Below are 19,897 nucleotides of genomic sequence, written 5' to 3'. Positions count from 1 at the left end.
GCGTCCCGCTACGCGCGTCGAGACGGGTTCCCGGCGCGCGGGACGCGCATGACGCCTTCTTGGATCACCGAGACCGCCAACTGCCCGTCGGCGGTGAAGATACGGCCCTTGGCCAGCCCCCGGCCGCCGGACGCGGAGGGGCTCTCCTGGTCGTACAGCAGCCACTCGTCCGCGCGGAACGGGCGGTGGAACCACATGGCGTGGTCCAGGCTGGCGCCGACGATGTCGCCGATCGCCCAGCCGCCGCGCCCGTGGGCGAGGAGCACCGAGTCCAGCAGGGTCATGTCGGAGACATAGGTGGCCAGGCAGACGTGCGTCAGGGGGTCGTCGGCGGCGCCGTCCAGTTTGCCGTTGGTCCGGAACCAAACCTGCGACTTCGGCTCGCGCGGCTGCCCGACGCTCGCGTAGGGCGGCGCGTCCACGTACCGCAGGTCGATCGCGGCGCGCGCCTCCAGCATCCGCTCGACCACGCTCGGGCCGCTGAAGAGGTGCGCGTACCGGGGCAGCAACTCCTCGCCCGTCGGCAGGGAGAGCGGGTCGGGCACGGCGGGCATCGGCTCCTGGTGCTCAAGCCCCTCCTCGTGGCGCTGGAAGGACGCCGAGAGGTGGAAGATCGGCTGGCCGTGCTGGACCGCCACCACCCGGCGGGTGGTGAAGGAGAAGCCGTCGCGGATGCGGTCGACGGTGTAGATGATGGGCGCGTTCGGGTCGCCGGGGCGCAGGAAGTAGGAGTGCAGCGAGTGCGCCGGGCGGTCGGCGGGGACGGTGCGGCCGGCGGCGACCAGGGCCTGGGCGGCGACCTGGCCGCCGAAGACGCGCGGTACCAGGGGTGCCGCGCTGCTGGTGCCTCGGAAGATGTCCAGGTCTATCTGTTCCAGGTCGAGCAGGTCGAGCAGGCTCTGGAGCGCGCCTCGCGGTGGTCTTTGTGGTGCTTCGTTCATGGTCTAAGGAGTTTTGCAGACCCATGTCGCGGGGTTCACAAGCCCATGGACTTCGCGACGATGGACCGCATGACCTCACTGGTGCCGCCGTAGATGCGGGTGACGCGGGTGTCCGCGTACAGGCGGGCGATGGGGTACTCCATCATGTAGCCGTAACCGCCGTGCAGCTGGAGGCACTTGTCGATCACGACGGCCGCGCGCTCGGTGGTGAAGAGCTTGGCGGAGGCCGCGTCGGCCGCGGTGAGTTCGCCCGCGTCGTGCGCTTCCAGGGCCCGGTCGACGACCGCCTGCATCGCGTCCACCTCGGACTTGCAGTCGGCGAGCGCGAACTTGGTGTTCTGGAAGGACGCCACCGTCTTGCCGAAGATCGTGCGGTCCGTCACATAGGACTTGGCGAACTCGACGGCCGCCGCGGCCTGCGCGTACGCGCTGACGGCGATGCCCAGGCGCTCCTGCGGGAGGTTGTGGGTGAGGTACTCGAACGCCCGGCCCTCCTCGCCCAGCAGGTCCGCCACCGGCACCTTGACGTCGGTGAAGGACAGCTCGGCGGTGTCGGAGGTCTTCAGGCCCAGCTTCTCCAGCTTGCGGCCGACCGCGTAGCCCTCGCTCTTGGTGTCGACGACGAGGATGGATATGCCGCCGCGGCGGTCCTCGGGGGTGGCGGGGGCGGTGCGGGCGCAGACCAGGACGCGGTCGGCGAGGACGCCGCCGGTGATGAAGGTCTTGGCGCCGTTGAGGACGTAGTGCGTGCCGTCCTCGGAGAGCTTGGCCGTGGTCTTCATGCCGGCCAGGTCGGAGCCGGTGCCCGGCTCGGTCATGGCGATGGCGGTCATCATGTCGCCGGAGGTGAACGGGGGCAGCCAGCGCCGCTTCTGCTCCTCGGTGGCGTACTTGAGGAGGTACGGCAGGCACAGCGCGGTGTGTACGCCGCTGCCGCCGAAGCTGACCCCGGCCCGGGCGGTCTCCTCGGTGATGATCGCGTTGAACTTGAAGCTGGTCTCGCCCGCGCCGCCGTACTCCTCGGGCACCTCGATGCCGAAGATGCCCAGCTCGCCGAGTTTCTTGTAGAACTCGCGCGGGGCCTGTCCGGCCTCCCGCCACTCCTCGTAGTACGGCACGACCTCGGCGGCGATGAAGTCGCGGATGGTCTCCCGGAACGCCTCGTGGTCCTCGTTGAACACCGTGCGACGCATCTGCGGCGACCTCCTCGGTCCGGCTGGCTAAGCGCTTGCTCAGCGAAAGCTACCGGCCGGTCGGCGGGCTGTCCAGACCCGCCCGCCCCTGCCTGGTAGGCGCCCCCTCAGGCCTCGGGCCGGGCTTCACCCCCGGCGTCCGGAGCGCCGCCGTCCGGAGGGCCGCCGTCCGCCGCGGCGCGGAAGGCGCCGAGCGCCAGGCGGTGCAGCAGTTCGGCGGTGGCCGCGCGGCCCGGGAGGGCGCCGGGGCGGCTGAGGTGCGGAGTGGAGTTGAGCAGCCCGAAGACGGCGTGGACACACGCCCGCGCCTCGGTCTCGGTGAGCCGCGGATGGACCTCGCGCACCACCTGGACCCACAGCTCGACGTACTGCCGCTGGAGCGAGCGCACCAGCTTGCGGTCGGTGTCCCGGAGCCGGTCCAGCTCGCGGTCGTGGAGGATGATCAGCGGGCGGTCGTCGAGAGCGAAGTCGATATGGCCGCGGACCAGGGAATCCAGCGCGGCGGCCGGGTCCCGCTCATGCGCCGAGGCCTCGGCGGCGCGCTGCTTGCCGCCCGCCAGGAGGCGGCCGCTGATGCCGACCAGCAGCTCCGCCAGCATGGCCTCCTTGCCCTGAAAATGGCGGTAGAGGCCCGGTCCGCTGATGCCGACCGCCGCGCCTATCTCGTCGACGCCGACGCCGTGGAAGCCGCGCTCGGCGAACAGGCGCGCCGCCTCCCTCAGGATCTGTTCGCGGCGGGTGGGGGCAGGGGCTTGCGTGCTCATGAAGTTGATTCTAGACAGCGGCGTTAGTGGTCGTTAACCTGGTGGATGCGTTAACGCTCATTAACCCCGCCCGGGTGCGGGACGGACCGGACGAAGCAGGACCACGGGGCAGGACCACGAGGCAGTCAGGACCACGAGGCAAGGGGGCCCGTAGTCATGGAACAGGCACCGGTGCTGGGCAGCGCCGCCGATCCGGCGTCCGACGCCTGGGCGGCCAATGAGGCCGCGCACCGCGAGCTGGCCGCGCGGCTGCGCGAGAAGCTGGCCGCGGCGCGGCTGGGCGGCGGCGAGAAGGCGCGGGCGCGGCACACCGCGCGCGGCAAGCTGCTCCCCCGCGACCGGGTCGACACCCTGCTGGACGCGGGCTCGCCGTTCCTGGAGCTGGCCCCACTGGCGGCCGACGGGATGTACGAGGGGCAGGCCCCGGCGGCGGGCGTGATCGCGGGGATCGGGCGGGTGGCGGGCCGCGAGGTGATGGTGATCGCCAATGACGCCACGGTCAAGGGCGGCACGTACTACCCGATGACGGTCAAGAAGCATCTGCGCGCCCAGGAGGTCGCCCTGGAGAACGGGCTGCCGTGCGTGTATCTGGTCGACTCCGGAGGCGCTTTCCTGCCCATGCAGGACGAGGTCTTCCCCGACCGGGACCACTTCGGGCGGATCTTCTACAACCAGGCGCGGATGTCGGGCGCCGGGATCCCGCAGATCGCGGCCGTGCTCGGGTCCTGCACGGCAGGCGGGGCGTATGTCCCGGCGATGAGCGACGAGGCCGTCATCGTGCGCGGGCAGGGCACGATCTTCCTGGGCGGGCCGCCGCTGGTGAAGGCGGCGACGGGCGAGGTGGTCACGGCCGAGGAGCTGGGCGGCGGCGAGGTCCACTCCAAGGTCTCCGGCGTCACCGACCACCTCGCCGAGAGCGACGCCCACGCCCTGCGCATCGTCCGGACGATCGTCTCGACGCTCCCAGCCCCTCTGCCGAGGCGCGGGCCGCTTCCGTGGCCGGTGGAGCCCTCCGAGGAGCCGGCGGTCGACCCGGCGGGGCTCTACGGGGCGGTCCCGGTCGACTCGCGCACACCGTACGACGTGCGGGAGGTGATCGCGCGGCTCGTGGACGGCTCGCGGTTCGCCGAGTTCAAGTCCGAGTTCGGCACGACGCTGGTGACGGGCTTCGCGCACATCATGGGCCACCCGGTGGGCATCGTCGCCAACAACGGCATCCTGTTCTCCGAATCGGCCCAGAAGGGCGCCCATTTCATCGAGCTGTGCGACCAGCGCGGCATCCCCCTGGTCTTCCTGCAGAACATCTCGGGGTTCATGGTCGGCCGCAGCTATGAGGCGGGCGGCATCGCCAAGCACGGCGCCAAGATGGTCACCGCCGTGGCCTGCACCCGGGTGCCCAAGCTCACGGTCGTCATCGGCGGCTCGTACGGCGCGGGCAACTACTCGATGTGCGGGCGCGCCTATTCACCGCGCTTCCTGTGGATGTGGCCCAACGCGAAGATCTCGGTGATGGGCGGCGAGCAGGCGGCCTCCGTGCTCGCGACCGTCAAGCGCGACCAGATGGAGGCGCGCGGCGAGGAGTGGCCCGCGGACGAGGAGGAGGCGTTCCGGGCGCCGATCCGCGAGCAGTACGAGACCCAGGGAAACGCCTACTACGCGACGGCGCGGCTGTGGGACGACGGCGTGATCGACCCCCTGGAGACCCGCGCGGTGCTGGGCCTCGCCCTCACCGCCTGTGCGAACGCGCCGCTTCCCGGCAAGCCCGGCCAGGATCCCGTGACGCCCGGCTTCGGCGTCTTCCGGATGTGAGGGACCGTGGAGCTGAAGAGTGTGAGGCCGATGTTCGAGACAGTCCTGGTGGCCAACCGCGGCGAGATCGCCGTCCGGGTGATCCGCACGCTGCGGCGGCTCGGCGTGCGCTCGGTCGCCGTGTTCAGCGACGCCGACGCCGACGCGCCACATGTGCGCGAGGCGGACACGGCGGTCCGGCTCGGCCCGGCGAGCCCCGCCGAGAGCTATCTGTCCCTCAAGCGGCTGCTGGACGCCGCCGACCGGGCCGGCGCCCGGGCCGTGCACCCCGGCTATGGCTTCCTCGCGGAGAACGCGGCCTTCGCGCGCGCCGTCACCGGCGCCGGGCTCGCCTTCATCGGCCCGCCCGCCGCGGCGATCGAGCTGATGGGCGACAAGATCCGCGCCAAGGAGAGCGTGCGGGCGGCGGGGGTGCCCGTGGTGCCCGGTTCCACGGGCAGCGCCCTGACCGACGCCCAGCTCGCGGAGGCCGCCCGGGAGATCGGCATGCCCGTGCTGCTCAAGCCCTCGGCGGGCGGCGGCGGCAAGGGCATGCGGCTGGTGCGGGACGAGGCGCGGCTCGCGGACGAGATCGCGGCCGCGCGGCGCGAGGCCCGCGGCGCGTTCGGCGATGACACGCTGCTGGTCGAGCGCTGGATCGACCGCCCCCGGCACATCGAGATCCAGGTACTGGCCGACAGCCATGGCCACGTCATTCACCTCGGCGAGCGCGAGTGCTCGCTGCAGCGCCGCCATCAGAAGATCATCGAGGAGGCGCCGAGCCCCCTGCTCGACCCCGACACCCGGGCGCTCATGGGCGAGGCCGCGGTCCAGGCCGCGCGCTCCTGCGGCTATGTGGGCGCGGGCACGGTGGAGTTCATCGTCCCGGGCGCCGACCCGGCCGCGTACTGCTTCATGGAGATGAACACCCGCCTTCAGGTCGAGCACCCGGTGACCGAGCTGGCTGTGTCCGTCAAGGGAAAAAGTGGGCTTGACCTGGTGGAGTGGCAGCTGCGGATCGCGGCCGGCGAGCATCTGTCCCTCACCCAGGGCGACATCTCCCTCACCGGACACGCCGTCGAGGCCCGTATCTGCGCGGAGACCGCCCGGGTCAGCGGCGGCAGGGTCGACTTCCTCCCCTCGGCGGGCACGGTGCTCGCGCTGTCCGAGCCGGACGGGGAGGGGGTGCGGGTCGACTCCGGGCTGGCCGTCGGCACCGAGGTCGGCACGGTCTACGACCCGATGCTCGCCAAGGTCATCGCCCACGGCCCCGACCGCCCCACCGCCCTGCGCCGGCTGCGCGCCGCGCTGGCCCGCACCACCACCCTGGGCCTGGACACCAACACCGGCTTTCTGCGCCGCCTCGCCGCCCACCCGGCCGTGGCCTCCGGCGACCTGGACACCGGCCTCGTCGACCGCGAGGCCCCCGGCCTGGTGCCCGCCGCCGTACCCGACGAGGTGTACGCGGCGGCGGCCCTGCTGCGCCAGGCGGCGCTGGAGCCGGGCGAGCCCTCCGCGGCGGACGGTTCGGGCTGGGTCGACCCGTTCTCCGTGCCGACCGGCTGGCGGCTGGGCGGCGAGCCCGCCTGGGCCGTCCACCATCTGCGGGTGCCCGGACACGCCCCGGTGACCGTCCGGGTGCGCGGCCGGGCCCAGGACGCGGAGGTGTGGGTGGCGGACCCGGACGCCCCCGACGCACCGCGGACTCCTGTCGCCGACGCGACGGTCCGAGCGCGGCTCACCGTGCTGCTCAAGGGAAGCGCCGCCTCCCGGGCCGTGCTGGACTGGGGCGGCGTCACCCACACCTTCGCGTACGCCGCGCAGGGCGGAAGCCACTGGCTGGGCCGGGACGGCGACGCCTGGCATGTGGTCGACCACGACCCGGTGGAGGCGGCCCTGCGCGGCGGCGGCGCCGGCGCCCACGCCGGGGAGCTCACCGCGCCGATGCCCGGCACGGTCACGGTGGTCAAGGCGGCCGTCGGCGACCGGGTCACCGCCGGGCAGGGCCTGCTGGTGGTCGAGGCCATGAAGATGGAGCACGTCGTCTCCGCCCCGCACGACGGCACCGTCACCGAGCTCGATGTGACCCCCGGCAGCACGGTCTCCATGGACCAGCTGCTGGCGGTGGTCGCCCCGCACGAGACCGAGGAGCGTGAGTGATGGCCCTCCCCGACACCCTGCCCATGACCTTCCCGGCCCCCGGGATGCCCGCCCGGGTCCGCATCCATGAAGTGGGCCCCCGGGACGGCCTGCAGAACGAGAAGACGCTGGTCCCCGTGGCGGTGAAGGCCGAGTTCATCCGGCGGCTCGCCGAGGCGGGGCTGGCCACCATCGAGGCGACGAGCTTCGTCCACCCCAAGTGGGTGCCCCAGCTGGCCGACGCCGAGGAGCTGATCCCGCTGCTGGAGGGCACCCCGGCCCGGCTGCCCGTGCTGGTGCCGAACCAGCGCGGCCTGGAGCGCGCGCTGGCGCTCGGCGTGCGTGACGTGGCGGTCTTCGCCAGCGTCACCGAGTCCTTCGCCCGCGCCAACCTCAACCGCTCGGTGGACGAGGTGCTGGAGATGTTCGAGCCCGTCGTCGCCGAGGCCCGGGCCGCGGGCGCCGGGGTGCGCGGCTATCTGTCGATGTGCTTCGGCGACCCGTGGGAGGGCGCGGTCCCCGTCTCGCAGACGGTCTCGGTCGCCCGCCGCCTCATGGACATGGGGTGCAAGGAGCTGAGCCTGGGCGACACGATCGGCGTGGCCACCCCCGGCCATGTGGTGGACCTGCTGGCCGCCCTGAGCGAGGCGGGCGTCCCGGCGCAGAAGCTGGCGGTCCACTTCCACGACACCTACGGCCAGGCGCTGGCCAACACCCTCGCGGCGCTGCAGTACGGCGTCAGCTGCGTGGACGCCTCCGCCGGCGGCCTCGGTGGCTGCCCGTACGCGAAGAGCGCCACCGGCAACCTCGCCACCGAAGACCTGGTGTGGATGCTCGACGGCCTCGGCATCGAGACCGGGGTCGACCTCCGCCGACTCGCCGCGACCAGCGCCTGGATGGCCCGGCACCTGGGCCGCCCGAGCCCGTCCCGTACCGTCCGTGCGCTCTCCCCGAAGGAGATCTGAGCCATGTCGACCGACCACCGTCTCTCTCCCGAACACGAGGAACTGCGCCGCACCGTCGAGGCGTTCGCGCACGACGTGGTCGCCCCGAAGATCGGGGAGTTCTGGGAGCACCACGAGTTCCCGTACGAGATCATCCGCGAGATGGGCCGGATGGGCCTGTTCGGGCTGCCCTTCCCCGAGGAGTACGGCGGCATGGGCGGCGACTACTTCGCGCTCTGTCTGGCCATCGAGGAGCTGGCCCGGGTGGACTCCTCCGTGGCGGTCACGCTGGAGGCCGGGGTCTCGCTGGGCGCGATGCCGGTCTTCCGCTACGGGACGGAGGAGCAGAAGCGCCGCTGGCTGCCCGGCCTGTGCTCGGGAGAGTCCCTGGGCGCGTTCGGCCTGACGGAGCCCGGCGGCGGCTCGGACGCGGGCGCCACCCGCACCACCGCCCGGCTGGACGAGGCCACGGGCGAGTGGGTGATCAATGGGACCAAGTGCTTCATCACCAACTCCGGCACGGACATCACCGCGCTGATCACGGTCACCGCGGTCACCGGCCGCAAGCCCGACGGCGGCCCCGAGATCTCCACGATCATCGTGCCCGCGGGCACCCCGGGTCTCACCGTCGCCGCCCCCTACTCCAAGGTCGGGTGGAACGCGTCGGACACCCGCGAGCTGTCCTTCTCCGACTGCCGGGTCCCGGCGGACCATCTGCTCGGCGAGAAGGGCCGCGGCTACGCCCAGTTCCTGAGGATTCTGGACGAGGGCAGGATCGCGATCTCCGCGATGGGCACCGGCCTGGCCCAGGGCTGTGCGGACGAGTCGGTGGCGTACGCGAAGACCCGCGAGGCGTTCGGCCGCCCCATCGGCGCCAACCAGGCGATCCAGTTCAAGATCGCGGACATGGAGATGCGGGCGCATATGGCCCGGGTGGCCTGGCGGGACGCGGCCTCGCGGCTGGTGCGCGGGGAGCCGTTCAAGAAGGAGGCGTCGATCGCCAAGCTCTACTCCTCCGAGGTCGCGGTGACCAACGCGCGGGAGGCCACGCAGGTGCACGGCGGATACGGCTTCATGAACGAGTATCCGGTGGCCCGGATGTGGCGGGACTCCAAGATCCTGGAGATCGGCGAGGGGACCAGCGAGGTCCAGCGGATGCTGATCGCCCGCGATCTGGGCCTCGCGGGCTGACGGTTCGCTTCACCCGGCCGTGGCCCGTACGGCCGTGGCCCGCGCGGCTCAGCGCGTGGGCCACGGCACCTGGAGCGAGCGGTAGTAGCCGATGCCGAGCGCGTCCCACCGCGGCCCCTGCGCGGCCGGCCGCACCAGGTCCAGCGGCACAGGCCGCGCCCCGGTGGAGGCGGATCCGGCGTCGTCCCACGGCGCCCCCTTCGTCAGGTGGACCAAGCCTGCATCCCGGGTAGCGCGAGACCCGGTTGACGTCAAGGTGCAGACCAATAGGCGGCTGTCGACCTGTCAGAATTCCCGTCATGGCGGAAATCACCCAGCGCGACGGAACGTGGAGCTTCGACGGCGACACCGTGCGGATCGTCCCCGGCCGGGACAAGCGCGTGAACCCGGTGCGCCAGGCGCTCGGCGAACTCGCGGTGCCACTGGGGGCGTTGGCCGGTATCACGTACGAGCCGGGGCGCCGGACCGGGCGGCTGCGGCTGAAGCTGCGCGAGGGCGCGGACCCGCTGCTGCAGGCGGCGGGCGGCGAACTGCCGGACGCCGCGGACCCGTACCAGCTGCCGGTGGAGTCCGAGCGCGCGGGCGTCGCCGAGTACATGGTCGACGAGGTGCGCCAGGCCCTGCTGCTGGAGCAGGTCGACTCCGGGCCCTGCGACCGCTATCTGCTGCCGGGCCCCTCGGTGCCACTGTCGGCGTCGGCGGGCGACGGCACGGCCTCCTTCGACGGCGAGCAGATCCGCCTGGAGTGGAACTGGAAGACCGAGGTGGCGAAGAAGTCGGGCGGGCCGCGCGTCTTCCCGGTGTCGGACGTCGAGACGGTGAAGTGGACTCCGTCCAAGGGTCTGGAGAACGGCTACCTCCGCTTCGCCCTGTTCAAGGTCCCGACGTCGGCCGCGCCCAAGTACGACCCGTACGCCATCGTGACGTACGGACTCAAGAAGGACCCGCTGATGGCCCTGGTCGCGGCCGCGGTCACGGCCCGGCTGCCGCACCCCGCCGGGCCGCCGGAGCCCGCCGACGCCGTCCCGGTGGCGCTGCCGGCGCCATGGGCCAAGGGCCCTGCCGCGATCGGCGGCAGCACCGGAAACGGCGGCGACGGCGACAGTGAGGCGGATCACGACGCGCTGCTGCGCCGGCTGCGTGAGCTCGGCGAGCTGCGCCGCGACGGGGTGCTCACGGAGGAGGAGTTCGCCACCGTCAAACAGGCCGTGCTCCGCCGCTTTTAGTCACCTTCTTGTCACTCACGCCTCTCTCCTGCCCGATATCGGGCAGGATTCTTGCGAAACGGGGCGGCCCACCGCAGTATCTACGGGTGCTCGATCGCCGCATGTCCCACGATGACCTCATCGACCACCTGGTGCGCAGCACGCCGCTCAGCCGCGGCGAGGCCGCCCGGGTGGTGCTGGACGTGCTGGCGTACTTCGACGAGACGACCGAGGAGTTCGTCCGCCGCCGCCACCGGGAGCTGCAGTCCGGCGGGCTGACGAACGCGGACATCTTCGAGCGGATCACGGCCGAGCTGCCGCACCGCGCGGTGGCGCCGCCCGACCTCTCGCTGCGCCAGCTGCGCCGCATCGTCTACGGCTGAATCGTCCACGGCCGAGCCGAGCACTCATGAGCGGCCCAACAGGGAGGGACTGACACCACCATGTGCGGAATCGTTGGATATATCGGGAAGCGCGACGTGGCACCGCTGCTGCTGGAGGGTCTGCAGCGCCTGGAGTACCGCGGCTATGACTCGGCCGGGATCGCGATCCACGCCAAGCCCACCAAATCGGGGCAAGCGGCACAGCCCCCCGGCCTGAAGACCGCCAAGGCCAAGGGCCGGGTCCGCGACCTGGAGGCCAGGCTCCCCAAGCGCTTCGCGGGCACCGTCGGCATCGCACACACCCGCTGGGCCACCCACGGCGCGCCCAGCGACGTCAACGCGCATCCGCACCTGGACGCGGACGGCAAGGTCGCCATCGTCCACAACGGCATCATCGACAACGCCGCCGAGCTGCGCGCCAAGCTCACCGCCGACGGCATCGAGCCGGCCTCCGAGACCGACTCCGAGACCCTGGCCCACCTGATCGGCCGCTCGCAGGCCGACACCCTGGAGGAGAAGGTCCGCCAGGCCCTCGCGCTGGTCGAGGGCACGTACGGCATCGCCGTGCTGCACGCGGACTTCCCCGACCGGATCGTCGTCGCCCGTAACGGCTCCCCCGTGGTGCTGGGCATCGGCGAGAAGGAGATGTTCGTCGCCTCTGACGTCGCCGCCCTGGTCAGCCACACCCGCCAGGTGGTCACCCTCGACGACGGCGAGATGGCCACCCTCAAGGCCGACGACTTCCGCACGTACACCACCGAGGGCTCACGGACCTCCGCCACGCCGACCACCGTGGAGTGGGAGGCCGAGTCGTACGACATGGGCGGCCACGACACCTACATGCACAAGGAGATCCACGAGCAGGTCGACGCCGTGGACCGGGTGCTGCGCGGGCGCATCGACGACCGCTTCGCCACCGTCCGCCTCGGCGGGCTCAACCTGGACGCCCGTGAGGCGCGCGGGGTGCGCCGGGTGAAGATCCTCGGCTGCGGCTCGGCCTACCACACGGGCCTGATCGGCGCCCAGCTGATCGAGGAGCTGGCCCGTATCCCCGCGGACGCCGAGCCCGCGAGCGAGTTCCGCTACCGCAACGCGGTCGTCGACCCGGACACGCTCTACATCGCGGTCAGCCAGTCCGGCGAGACCTACGACACCCTGGCCGCCGTCCAGGAGCTCAAGCGCAAGGGCGCGCGCGTGCTGGGCGTCGTCAACGTCGTCGGCAGCGCGATCGCCCGCGAGACGGACGGCGGGGTGTACGTCCACGCGGGCCCCGAGGTCTGCGTCGTGTCCACCAAGTGCTTCACCAACACGGCCGTCGCCTTCGCCCTGCTGGCCCTCCACCTCGGCCGGATCCGCGACCTGTCGGTCGCCGACGGCAAGCGGATCATCGCCGGGCTGCGGCGGCTGCCCGAGCAGATCGCGGAGGTGCTGCGCGGCGAGGAAGAGATCAAGAAGCTCGCCGCGGAATACGCGAATGCGAAGAGCATGATGTTCATCGGCCGGGTGCGCGGCTACCCGGTGGCCCGTGAGGCCTCCCTGAAGCTCAAGGAGGTCTCCTACGTCCACGCCGAGGCGTACCCGGCCTCCGAGCTCAAGCATGGCCCGCTGGCGCTCATCGAGCCCGAGGTCCCGACCGTCGCGGTGCTCCCGGACGACGACCTGCTGGAGAAGAACCGCGCGACGCTGGAGGAGATCAAGGCCCGCAGCGGCCGGATCCTGGCCGTGGCGCACCAGGAGCAGGAGAAGGCGGACCACACGATCGTGGTGCCGCGCAACGAGGTGGAGCTGGACCCGATCCTGATGGGGGTGCCGCTGCAACTCCTCGCGTACCACACGGCGCTGGCCCTCGGCCGCGACATCGACAAGCCGCGCAACCTGGCGAAGTCCGTCACGGTGGAATGACCGCCCGTCAGGTGAGTGCTCGGCGGTCCCCCGCGTGTGCCACCACGCACGCGGGGGCCGCCTCCCCTGTGCCGGCGTCGCCCTTACGCCGGCAGGTGAGCCGCCGACGGGAACCGTCACTTCCCGACCGACGGCACGTAACGCACGCCCGTTCGCTCGGTTTGTACCCGTCACAAACGCACAATCCACCTCTACGCACGGGTAGATTTGCCGGTTGTCAAGCCGGACTTGGCGCCATCTCACCGGCGCTCAAAGGGAGTTGAAGGTGTCCGATTCCCAACGCCCGCCCCCGTGGCCGGGAACCGTCCGGGACCCCGCCGGGAACCATCCGGGTCCGGGAGACGTCAGGGGATGACCACCACGGGCCGCTGCGCCCTGCGCGCCAGCCGCCCCGCGACCGAGCCGAAAATACGCCCCACCAGCCCGTGCGTGGAGCCGACCACGATCGCGTCGGCCTCGTACTCCCGGCCGACCTCCTCCAGCTCATGGCAGATGTCCCCGCCCCGCTCCACCAGGATCCAGGGCACCTCGGCGAGATGGTCCGCGCAGGCCAGCTCCAGGCCCAGCACCTCGGTGCGGTGATCGGGCACATCGACGAAGACGGGAGGCTCGCACCCGGCCCATACGGTCGTCGGCAGCCGGTTGGCCACATGGACGATGATCAGCCCGGAGCCGGAGCGCCGGGCCATGCCGATCGCATAGGCGAGGGCGCGCTCGCTCGATGTCGAACCGTCGAATCCCACCACGACGCCGTGGTGGAACGCCGGATCGCATGAATGACGTGATTCTTCCGCCGCTTCGGGGTGCGCCATGTGATCGGCGACCCGCTTGCGGTCCGCGGGTTCGGGGATGTCGTGACCGGCCATCGGTGTCTCGGCGAAGGAAGTCCTCGTGAGGAGGGAACGGCGGGGGCTCAAGGGTTGCAGTTGTCGGGGACGGCAGCTCGCTGGCGCTCGGGGGAGCGTATCGAACGAACCGAATCCGTCCGGGATTCATCTTTCCAACCCCTTACCCCTAAGGGTACGGCGCCACTCCCCTCCTGCCCAGAGAGCTCTTGGACGGCGAACCGCCCGAGGCGTTCCACGGAGCATGCCGGAGGGCGGCCCGTAACGCAATGCCCCAAGTGGTCCCGACCGTGCCGATGTGCGGCTCCGCGCGCGGCCCGAGTGAGCCTCCAGCGAGCCCCGAGCCGTCGTGCCGCGTACACCGCGCGGACGGTTCTCAGTGACCCAAGGGCCCGCCCGGCGTTGTAGTAGCCGCGCGGTGATCGCGCCCGCCCCGGCCCCCGTCCGCCGCCCCCCGAGGAGCAGATACGTGCCCGTCACGCTCGAGTACGACGCGCCCCGCGAAGGCAGCGGCCACCTCGCCCGGACCCCGGCCGGCGAGGCGGCGGGCGAGGTGATCCGCTGGGGCGCGTTCAGCTGCGTCCTGGTGCCCGTCGTCCTGCTGGTGTGCGGCTCGCCGTTCGGCGCGGCGGCGGGCGCCGCCGTCGGGCTGGCCGCGGTCACCGCCGTCAGCCGGACGCTGCTGCGCCGCTCCGAGCGCACCGCCGCCAGGCTCGCGGGCACGGTCATCAGTCCACATCGTGGACGACATGGGCGCACCGGAATCGGGGCGCACAGGGGCGGCCGACGCGGCTGAGGGCGCGCTCCGTAGCGCTTCGGGCACACAGTGGTGAGGGTCACCGAGCGGGTCGTACGCCCGGCGGAGGACCCTTCCGCACGTCTGCGCCCACTCCTTTTCGGCCAACTTCCCGTGGAACTTCTTTCCTTGGCAAACGCCCGCCCCAACCCCCTCCGACCAGCGAGGAAAGGGGTATGAGCGGCCTCTACCCCCTACGCGAAGTGGGTACGAGGGCCAGGCGTACTTCACAGGGAGGCCCACGAGTGCAACGCTTCGTGATCGAATGCTTCCCGCCAAGTTGTCATGTCGACATAGTGGCGGGTGGTGAACTGGTCACGGCGACCACACGCGACACAGTAGATTCGATCTTGGCCATGACCGGCGGGGGAACCGTTCAGGACCGAGGGGAAACGTGCAGGACCGAGAGGACGCGACCACCGAGGGGGGCTTAGTTCGATGAGCCAGGACTCCACGACCGTACCGGAGACCTCGCGCAAGCTCTCCGGACGCCGGCGACGGGAAATCGTCGCGGTGCTGCTCTTCAGCGGCGGCCCTATCTTCGAAAGCTCCATCCCGCTCTCCGTCTTCGGCATCGACCGTCAGGACGCCGGAGTACCGCGGTACCGACTGCTGGTGTGCGCGGGCGAAGATGTGCCACTGCGAACGACCGGCGGACTGGAACTGACCGCACCATACGGCCTGGAGGCGCTGTCCCGGGCCGGCACCGTCGTCGTACCGGCCTGGCGGTCGATAACCCAGCCGCCACCGACCGCCGCGCTCGACGCGCTGCGCCGCGCGCACGAGGAGGGCGCGCGGATCGTGGGCCTGTGCACCGGGGCCTTCGTACTCGCCGCCGCGGGGCTGCTGGACGGCCGCCCGGCGACCACCCACTGGATGTACGCGCCGACGCTCGCCAAGCGCTATCCGTCGGTCCACGTCGACCCGCGCGAGCTGTTCGTGGACGACGGCGACATCCTGACCTCGGCGGGTACCGCCGCGGGCATAGACCTGTGTCTGCACATCGTGCGCACCGACCACGGCGCGGACGCCGCGGGCGCCCTGGCCCGCCGCCTGGTCGTCCCGCCGCGCCGCAGCGGCGGGCAGGAGCGCTATCTGGACAGGTCTTTACCAGAGGAGATCGGCGCGGATCCGCTCGCCGAGGTCGTGGCGTGGGCGCTCGAGCATCTGCACGAGCAGTTCGACGTCGAGGCCCTGGCCGCGCGCGCCTATATGAGCCGCCGCACCTTCGACCGGCGGTTCCGCTCGCTCACTGGGAGCGCTCCACTGCAGTGGCTGATCACCCAGCGGGTGCTGCAGGCCCAGCGTCTCCTGGAGACCTCCGACTACTCCGTCGACGAGGTCGCCGGGCGCTGCGGCTTCCGCTCCCCGGTCGCGCTGCGCGGGCACTTCCGGCGGCAGCTGGGGTCCTCCCCGGCCGCCTACCGGGCCGCGTACCGCGCCCGCAGGCCCCAGGGCGGCGTCGCCGACCGTACGGACCGCCCCGAGCGCCTGGAGCGGGGCGACCGGCTGGAGAGGGCCGAGCTGGGCGAGCAGCGGTCCGGTGAGCACTCCATGCCGCTGCGGCGCCCCGGCGCACCCGTCACCCACCCGGCCCACCCCCATCACGCTCCGCACCCGCACGGCGGAGCCGACCTGGGCAAGCCGGAGTCCGACGCCTACGCCCCGCGCCTGCCCGAGCAGGCCACCGGTCGCGCGCCTGGCCGCCCGACCCTGCCCGGCCAGCGGGAACGCCCCGTAGGGTGAGACGTATGAACGATCGCATGGTGTGGATCGACTGCGAGATGACCGGGCTCTCGCTGTCGGACGACGCGCTTATCGAGGTGGCCGCGCTGGTCACGGACTCCGAACTGAACATCCTGGGCGAAGGGGTGGACATCGTTGTCCGGCCGCCTGCGAAGGCGCTGACCACCATGCCCGAGGTGGTGCGCGAGATGCACACGGCCTCCGGACTGCTCGCGGAGCTGGACGGCGGGACCACGCTGGAAGACGCCCAGCGGCAGGTCCTGGCGTACATCCGCGAGCACGTCCTGGAGGCCGGCAAGGCCCCCCTGTGCGGAAACTCGGTCGGCACCGACCGCGGCTTCCTCCTCCGGGACATGCCCGAGCTCGAGAGCTATCTCCACTACCGGATCGTCGACGTCTCGTCGGTCAAGGAGCTGGCCCGCCGCTGGTACCCGCGGGCCTACTTCAACAGCCCGAAGAAGAACGGCAACCACCGCGCCCTCGCGGACATCCACGAGAGCATCGCGGAGCTGCGCTACTACCGGGAGGCGGTCTTCGTCCCGCAGCCCGGCCCGGACTCGGACACGGCCAAGTCGATCGCCGCGAAGCACGTGCTCCCGGCCCGGCAGGCGTGACGCTCTTGCTCCCGGCTGCTTCCGGCCCGGAAAGCCGGGAGCGAGCACCCCCGCGGACCCTGTACACTTTTTCTCGGCCGGTGCGGAGCGGAAAGCGCCGGTCATGGTGGGTATAGCTCAGCTGGTAGAGCACCTGGTTGTGGTCCAGGATGTCGCGGGTTCGAGTCCCGTTACTCACCCTGAAGGATCAAGGGCCTGACCTGCGCAAGCGGGTCAGGCCCTTGACACATTCACCAGCCGGCCGCTAGGCGGTCCCGGCCATCTGCCGCCGCCGCTCCCCGTCCGCGTGGGCCTTGCCCATCAGGGTGCCTTCTTCCTGTTCGTAGTGGGACAAGGCGACACCGAGGCCGAAGAACGTCGGCGCCCACTCGCCGATGAAGATGCCCCAGCGGTCGGCGCGGTCGAGCCCGGTGCCGGGTTCGGCGCGCAGCGACGCGGCCCAGGTGAAGACGGACAGGCCGATGGAGGCCACGGCGGCGGTGTAGGCGTGTTCGCTGCGCAGGCCCATGTCGTGCAGCTTCTTGATCACGGCGATGCTCCTTCGGGAGATTCCCCCCTCGGGCTCGCCCCCGTGTGCCCCGCCGGAGGCGACCCATGCACCCGGACGGGAAGCCCGGGACCGGGCCGCCCTCCGATCAGCCCGGGTCCGGCCGCCCGCTCAGTCCTCGGGCTCCGGGTGCCGTACGACCTTCTTCGCCGCGGCCTCGATCTGGTTGCGCGGTGTGCCGGTCTCCCGGGCGTGGGCGGTCACCGCGGCCTGGATCTCGACGGCGGCCTCGTACCAGCGCTTCCACTGGGCCTCGCGCTCGTCGCCGATGAGCCCGGCGAGCTTGGCGCGCTCGGCGTCCGCGTTCCGCTGGAGGGTGATGAGTCTGTCGGGGATGTCCACAGGTTGGATCATAAGTCCGGCGCTTCGGACGTCCGTACGCATGCCCTCGGAAGGCGCGGGCGCCGGAGGCGGGCCGCGCGACGGCTGGCCGTGGGCGGGTCACTGCGGCAGGCCGGCGTGCCGCGCAGGACCTGTTCCGGAGTTGATGATCTCTACCGCTGGGAGGTGCCCCCTGGCAAGGCAGCCCGACGGGCATGTGATCAAGAGCTGGGACGCGGACGGGCGTTCGGGGCCCATCTGGCCGTCGGCCTCGGGGTGGGGCCAGCTCTACGCGATGATCCAGTGGGAGGCGGGCTCGTACCCGGAGCTGCGGGACCAGTACGTGCGGGATCCGCTCGGCCTCACCTCGACGCCGAACGACACGACGGCGCCACCGGGCGCCGACCCCCGGCGGGCAGTACCCGCGTTCAAGCTCGTGATCCACGCCACCGCCTGAGCCGTCCGCCGCATCAGGGGTGGGGAGGGCCGGTGTCGTGGTCGGTTTCGCCGTGCTCCTCACCCACCCCCTCGGCCTCCCGGTGGGCCTTGTGCCCCTTGCGCGCCTTCCGCGGGCCCCGTCTGGGCCACCACGGCGTCCACGTGAACTTGTCGCCGCCCACCCAGCGGACGACGTCCGGGTCGTCGAGGTCGGCGTCCTCCATGCCGACCACGCGGGCGATCTCGATCACGTCCAGGACCGAGTGCGCCTTGCCGATCACTTCCCCGGCGACCTCGATCAGACGGAACGGAGGGTCGTTCGGCTGCACCCCGAGCACCACGATCGGCGGCAGGTGGACGCGCGGGCTCTCGCTCTCGGTCATATGTCCACGCTGCGGCCCCCGCCGCCGCTCCGCACCTCGAACCGGCTCGGTCGGCCGTCGCCGGTTCGGATGCCTCCCGGTCGCCCGGCCCCCGGGACCCCGCTCAGGATGGCCGCAGGAGCACGGCGGCCGGGACAGGCGGGACGGGTGCGATGGACGACGAGGCGATACGCGGCGACGTTCACGGGCCCGGCCACGCCCTGGGGCGCAGACGCTTCCTCGGGGCGGTGGGGGCCGCCGGGGCGGCGGTGGCCGGGTGCGAGCCATCAGGGGGCGGGGGGCACGGCAGGGCGGCCCGCCCCTCCAAGGCCCCGCGGCGGGCCGTGGACGCGGAGCGGAGCAAGCCGGGCGACGCCGACTGGCGGATCCGCCCGGTCGGGCCCCAGAACGCCGTGGAGGGCTACACGGACAAGGTGAGCGTGGTGCCCGGCGAGGGGTTCGGGCTGTATGTGTCGACCACCGCGCCCGGCCTCCGCGTCTCGGCGTACCGGATCGGCTGGTACGGCGGGGCGCAGGCGCGGCTGATCTGGCGCTCGGGTCGGCTGCCCGGCCGCCGGCAGAGCCCGCCCCTGCTGATCGACGCCACCCGGACGGTTCGGGCGGGCTGGCGGCGCACCGTCCGGGTCCACACCGGGGGCTGGCCGGAGGGCGCGTACCTGCTCCGGCTGGACGCGGAGGGCGGGCACCAGCGCTATGTCCCCCTGATCGTCCGCTCCGACAGGGCGGCGGGCCGCACCCTGCTGATGCACGGGGTGGCCACCTGGCAGGCGTACAACACCTGGGGCGGCTTCAGCCTCTACCAGGGCCAGGACGGGGCGTACGGGACGCGCTCGCTGGCCGTCGGCTTCGACCGGCCGTACGACGGCAACGGCGCGGTGAAGTTCCTGGTCCACGAGCGGGCGCTGGTGGTGCTCGCGGAGCGGCTCGGCATACCCCTGGCCTACACCACGGGCGTGGACGTGCACCGCGATCCCGGGGTGCTGCGCGGCGCGGCGGCGGTGATCTCGCTGGGCCACGACGAGTACTGGACCCCGCAGCAGCGGCAGTACGTCACCCGCGCCCGCGACGCCGGGACCAACGTGGCGTTCCTCGGCGCCAACACCTGCTTCCGCCGGATCAGGCTGGAGCGCGGTCCGGGCGGCGCGGACCGCACGGTGGTCTGCTACAAGTCCGCCTACCACGACGATCCGTATCTCGCGAACCGCCGCGACCTGGTCACCACCGACTTCCGGCAGCCGCCCGCCGCCGACCCCGAGTCCTCCCTGACCGGCGTCTTCTACGAGGGCTACCCGACCGACGCCCCGTACGTCGTGCACGCCCCCGGCCACTGGCTCTTCGCCGGCACCGGGGTCGGGCGGGGCGACTCCTTCGCCCACCTCGTCGGGGTGGAGTACGACCGGGTGACCCCGGGCGAGCCCACCCCGGAGCCGCTGGAGATCATCGCCCACTCCCCCCTGGTCTGCAACGGCCGGTCCAGCCACGCCGACTCCGCGTACTACACCGTCCCCAGCGGGGCGGGCGTGTTCGCCACCGGGACGATGCGGTGGGTCGAGGCGCTGATGGCGGGGACCCGCGAGAGCGGGCGCAACCATGGCATGGACGGGCGGACCGCCGCCTTCGTCCGGCGCACCACCGAGAATCTGCTGCGCGCCTTCGCGGCGGGCCCCTGCGCGGAACACCGGCCGAAGCCCCGGGACAACGTGGCCGCCGTGTATCCCGGGGTGTCGCGCGTGCGCGCATGAGGCGGACTCTCCCCG

The 19,897-nt window shown here is 72.1% G+C and carries 20 protein-coding genes and 1 tRNA gene; 13 read left to right on the top strand and 8 right to left on the bottom strand.

Translation table 11 applies throughout. The annotated features are described in order from the left end of the window. Positions 1–8 precede the first annotated feature (8 nt). From PV419_RS30330 to PV419_RS30320, 3 genes are all read right to left on the bottom strand, one after another. The gene (locus PV419_RS30330; protein ID WP_319694394.1) at positions 9–941 is read right to left on the bottom strand and encodes an acyl-CoA thioesterase II; all 933 of its coding nucleotides are present in this window, start codon (positions 939–941) and stop codon (positions 9–11) included. A gap of 35 nt (positions 942–976) precedes the next feature. After that, positions 977–2,134, bottom strand: a complete 1,158-nt coding sequence (locus tag PV419_RS30325) for an acyl-CoA dehydrogenase family protein (protein WP_319694392.1) — start codon at positions 2,132–2,134, stop codon at positions 977–979. Between the two features lie 107 nt (positions 2,135–2,241). Further along, complete coding sequence (locus PV419_RS30320) at positions 2,242–2,898, bottom strand: TetR/AcrR family transcriptional regulator (RefSeq protein WP_319694390.1); 657 nt, start codon at positions 2,896–2,898, stop codon at positions 2,242–2,244. Between the two features lie 156 nt (positions 2,899–3,054). Here PV419_RS30320 and PV419_RS30315 point away from each other — a divergent pair, with 156 nt between their 5' ends. Genes PV419_RS30315 through PV419_RS30300 form a run of 4 tightly spaced genes read left to right on the top strand, consistent with a single transcriptional unit; the run spans position 3,055 to position 8,960 of the window. Then, complete coding sequence (locus tag PV419_RS30315; RefSeq protein WP_319694388.1) at positions 3,055–4,707, top strand: carboxyl transferase domain-containing protein; 1,653 nt, start codon at positions 3,055–3,057, stop codon at positions 4,705–4,707. A gap of 30 nt (positions 4,708–4,737) precedes the next feature. Further along, complete coding sequence (locus tag PV419_RS30310; RefSeq protein ID WP_319694386.1) at positions 4,738–6,846, top strand: biotin carboxylase N-terminal domain-containing protein; 2,109 nt, start codon at positions 4,738–4,740, stop codon at positions 6,844–6,846. After that, a complete protein-coding gene (locus PV419_RS30305; RefSeq protein ID WP_319694384.1) occupies positions 6,846–7,790 on the top strand; it encodes a hydroxymethylglutaryl-CoA lyase in 945 nt (314 codons plus the stop codon). Before PV419_RS30310 ends, PV419_RS30305 begins: the two co-directional genes overlap by 1 nt. A gap of 3 nt (positions 7,791–7,793) precedes the next feature. After that, the gene (locus PV419_RS30300) at positions 7,794–8,960 is read left to right on the top strand and encodes an acyl-CoA dehydrogenase family protein (RefSeq protein WP_319694383.1); all 1,167 of its coding nucleotides are present in this window, start codon (positions 7,794–7,796) and stop codon (positions 8,958–8,960) included. Between the two features lie 48 nt (positions 8,961–9,008). Here the strand turns inward: PV419_RS30300 and PV419_RS30295 are convergent, their stop codons facing one another. Beyond that, the gene (locus PV419_RS30295; RefSeq protein ID WP_319694547.1) at positions 9,009–9,176 is read right to left on the bottom strand and encodes a hypothetical protein; all 168 of its coding nucleotides are present in this window, start codon (positions 9,174–9,176) and stop codon (positions 9,009–9,011) included. 83 nt (positions 9,177–9,259) lie between these two features. Between PV419_RS30295 and PV419_RS30290 the strand changes: the two genes are divergently transcribed. The 3 genes from PV419_RS30290 (at position 9,260) to glmS (ending at position 12,450) form a co-directional block, all read left to right on the top strand. Continuing rightward, the gene (locus tag PV419_RS30290) at positions 9,260–10,186 is read left to right on the top strand and encodes a DUF4429 domain-containing protein (protein ID WP_319694381.1); all 927 of its coding nucleotides are present in this window, start codon (positions 9,260–9,262) and stop codon (positions 10,184–10,186) included. An 86-nt stretch (positions 10,187–10,272) separates the two neighbouring features. After that, positions 10,273–10,548, top strand: a complete 276-nt coding sequence (locus PV419_RS30285; RefSeq protein ID WP_319694380.1) for a hypothetical protein — start codon at positions 10,273–10,275, stop codon at positions 10,546–10,548. A 60-nt stretch (positions 10,549–10,608) separates the two neighbouring features. Next, complete coding sequence (glmS, locus tag PV419_RS30280; RefSeq protein WP_319694378.1) at positions 10,609–12,450, top strand: glutamine--fructose-6-phosphate transaminase (isomerizing); 1,842 nt, start codon at positions 10,609–10,611, stop codon at positions 12,448–12,450. A gap of 344 nt (positions 12,451–12,794) precedes the next feature. Here the strand turns inward: glmS and PV419_RS30275 are convergent, their stop codons facing one another. Continuing rightward, positions 12,795–13,316: a universal stress protein gene (locus PV419_RS30275; RefSeq protein ID WP_319694377.1), complete on the bottom strand. Its 522-nt coding sequence runs from the start codon at positions 13,314–13,316 to the stop codon at positions 12,795–12,797. Between the two features lie 448 nt (positions 13,317–13,764). On the opposite strand from PV419_RS30275, the gene PV419_RS30270 reads away from it, so the two are divergent. The 4 genes from PV419_RS30270 to PV419_RS30255 all read left to right on the top strand — a co-directional run bounded on the left by PV419_RS30270 (position 13,765) and on the right by PV419_RS30255 (position 16,630). Further along, positions 13,765–14,091 carry a hypothetical protein gene (locus PV419_RS30270; protein WP_319694375.1) on the top strand — a complete coding sequence of 109 codons (327 nt, stop codon included), beginning with the start codon at positions 13,765–13,767 and terminating at the stop codon, positions 14,089–14,091. Between the two features lie 438 nt (positions 14,092–14,529). Continuing rightward, positions 14,530–15,837: a helix-turn-helix domain-containing protein gene (locus PV419_RS30265; RefSeq protein ID WP_319694373.1), complete on the top strand. Its 1,308-nt coding sequence runs from the start codon at positions 14,530–14,532 to the stop codon at positions 15,835–15,837. Positions 15,838–15,842: 5 nt separating this feature from the next. Further along, complete coding sequence (gene orn, locus PV419_RS30260) at positions 15,843–16,451, top strand: oligoribonuclease (RefSeq protein ID WP_319694371.1); 609 nt, start codon at positions 15,843–15,845, stop codon at positions 16,449–16,451. Positions 16,452–16,557: 106 nt separating this feature from the next. After that, positions 16,558–16,630 (top strand) — tRNA-His (locus tag PV419_RS30255). A gap of 65 nt (positions 16,631–16,695) precedes the next feature. Here PV419_RS30255 and PV419_RS30250 read toward each other — a convergent pair. Together PV419_RS30250 and PV419_RS30245 are read right to left on the bottom strand one after the other, a co-directional pair. Then, positions 16,696–16,980 (bottom strand): hypothetical protein, encoded by a 285-nt coding sequence (locus PV419_RS30250; RefSeq protein ID WP_319694369.1) that lies wholly within the window; start codon positions 16,978–16,980, stop codon positions 16,696–16,698. A 129-nt stretch (positions 16,981–17,109) separates the two neighbouring features. Next, entirely contained in the window at positions 17,110–17,340 is a 231-nt protein-coding gene (locus PV419_RS30245; RefSeq protein WP_319694367.1) for a hypothetical protein, read from the bottom strand. Between the two features lie 145 nt (positions 17,341–17,485). Here PV419_RS30245 and PV419_RS30240 point away from each other — a divergent pair, with 145 nt between their 5' ends. Further along, positions 17,486–17,776: a hypothetical protein gene (locus PV419_RS30240; protein WP_415925406.1), complete on the top strand. Its 291-nt coding sequence runs from the start codon at positions 17,486–17,488 to the stop codon at positions 17,774–17,776. Positions 17,777–17,789: 13 nt separating this feature from the next. Here the strand turns inward: PV419_RS30240 and PV419_RS30235 are convergent, their stop codons facing one another. Next, the gene (locus tag PV419_RS30235) at positions 17,790–18,140 is read right to left on the bottom strand and encodes a hypothetical protein (protein ID WP_415925405.1); all 351 of its coding nucleotides are present in this window, start codon (positions 18,138–18,140) and stop codon (positions 17,790–17,792) included. 152 nt (positions 18,141–18,292) lie between these two features. On the opposite strand from PV419_RS30235, the gene PV419_RS30230 reads away from it, so the two are divergent. Then, on the top strand, positions 18,293–19,882 hold the full coding sequence (locus PV419_RS30230; protein ID WP_319694364.1) for a N,N-dimethylformamidase beta subunit family domain-containing protein: 1,590 nt from the start codon (positions 18,293–18,295) through the stop codon (positions 19,880–19,882). Positions 19,883–19,897: the final 15 nt, after the last annotated feature.

It is taken from the genome of Streptomyces sp. ME19-01-6, from assembly GCF_033793745.1.
Taxonomy (GTDB): Bacteria; Actinomycetota; Actinomycetes; order Streptomycetales; family Streptomycetaceae; genus Streptomyces.
The sequence above is the reverse complement of the archived record's forward strand: the minus strand, read 5'-3'. Positions and strand labels throughout refer to the sequence as shown.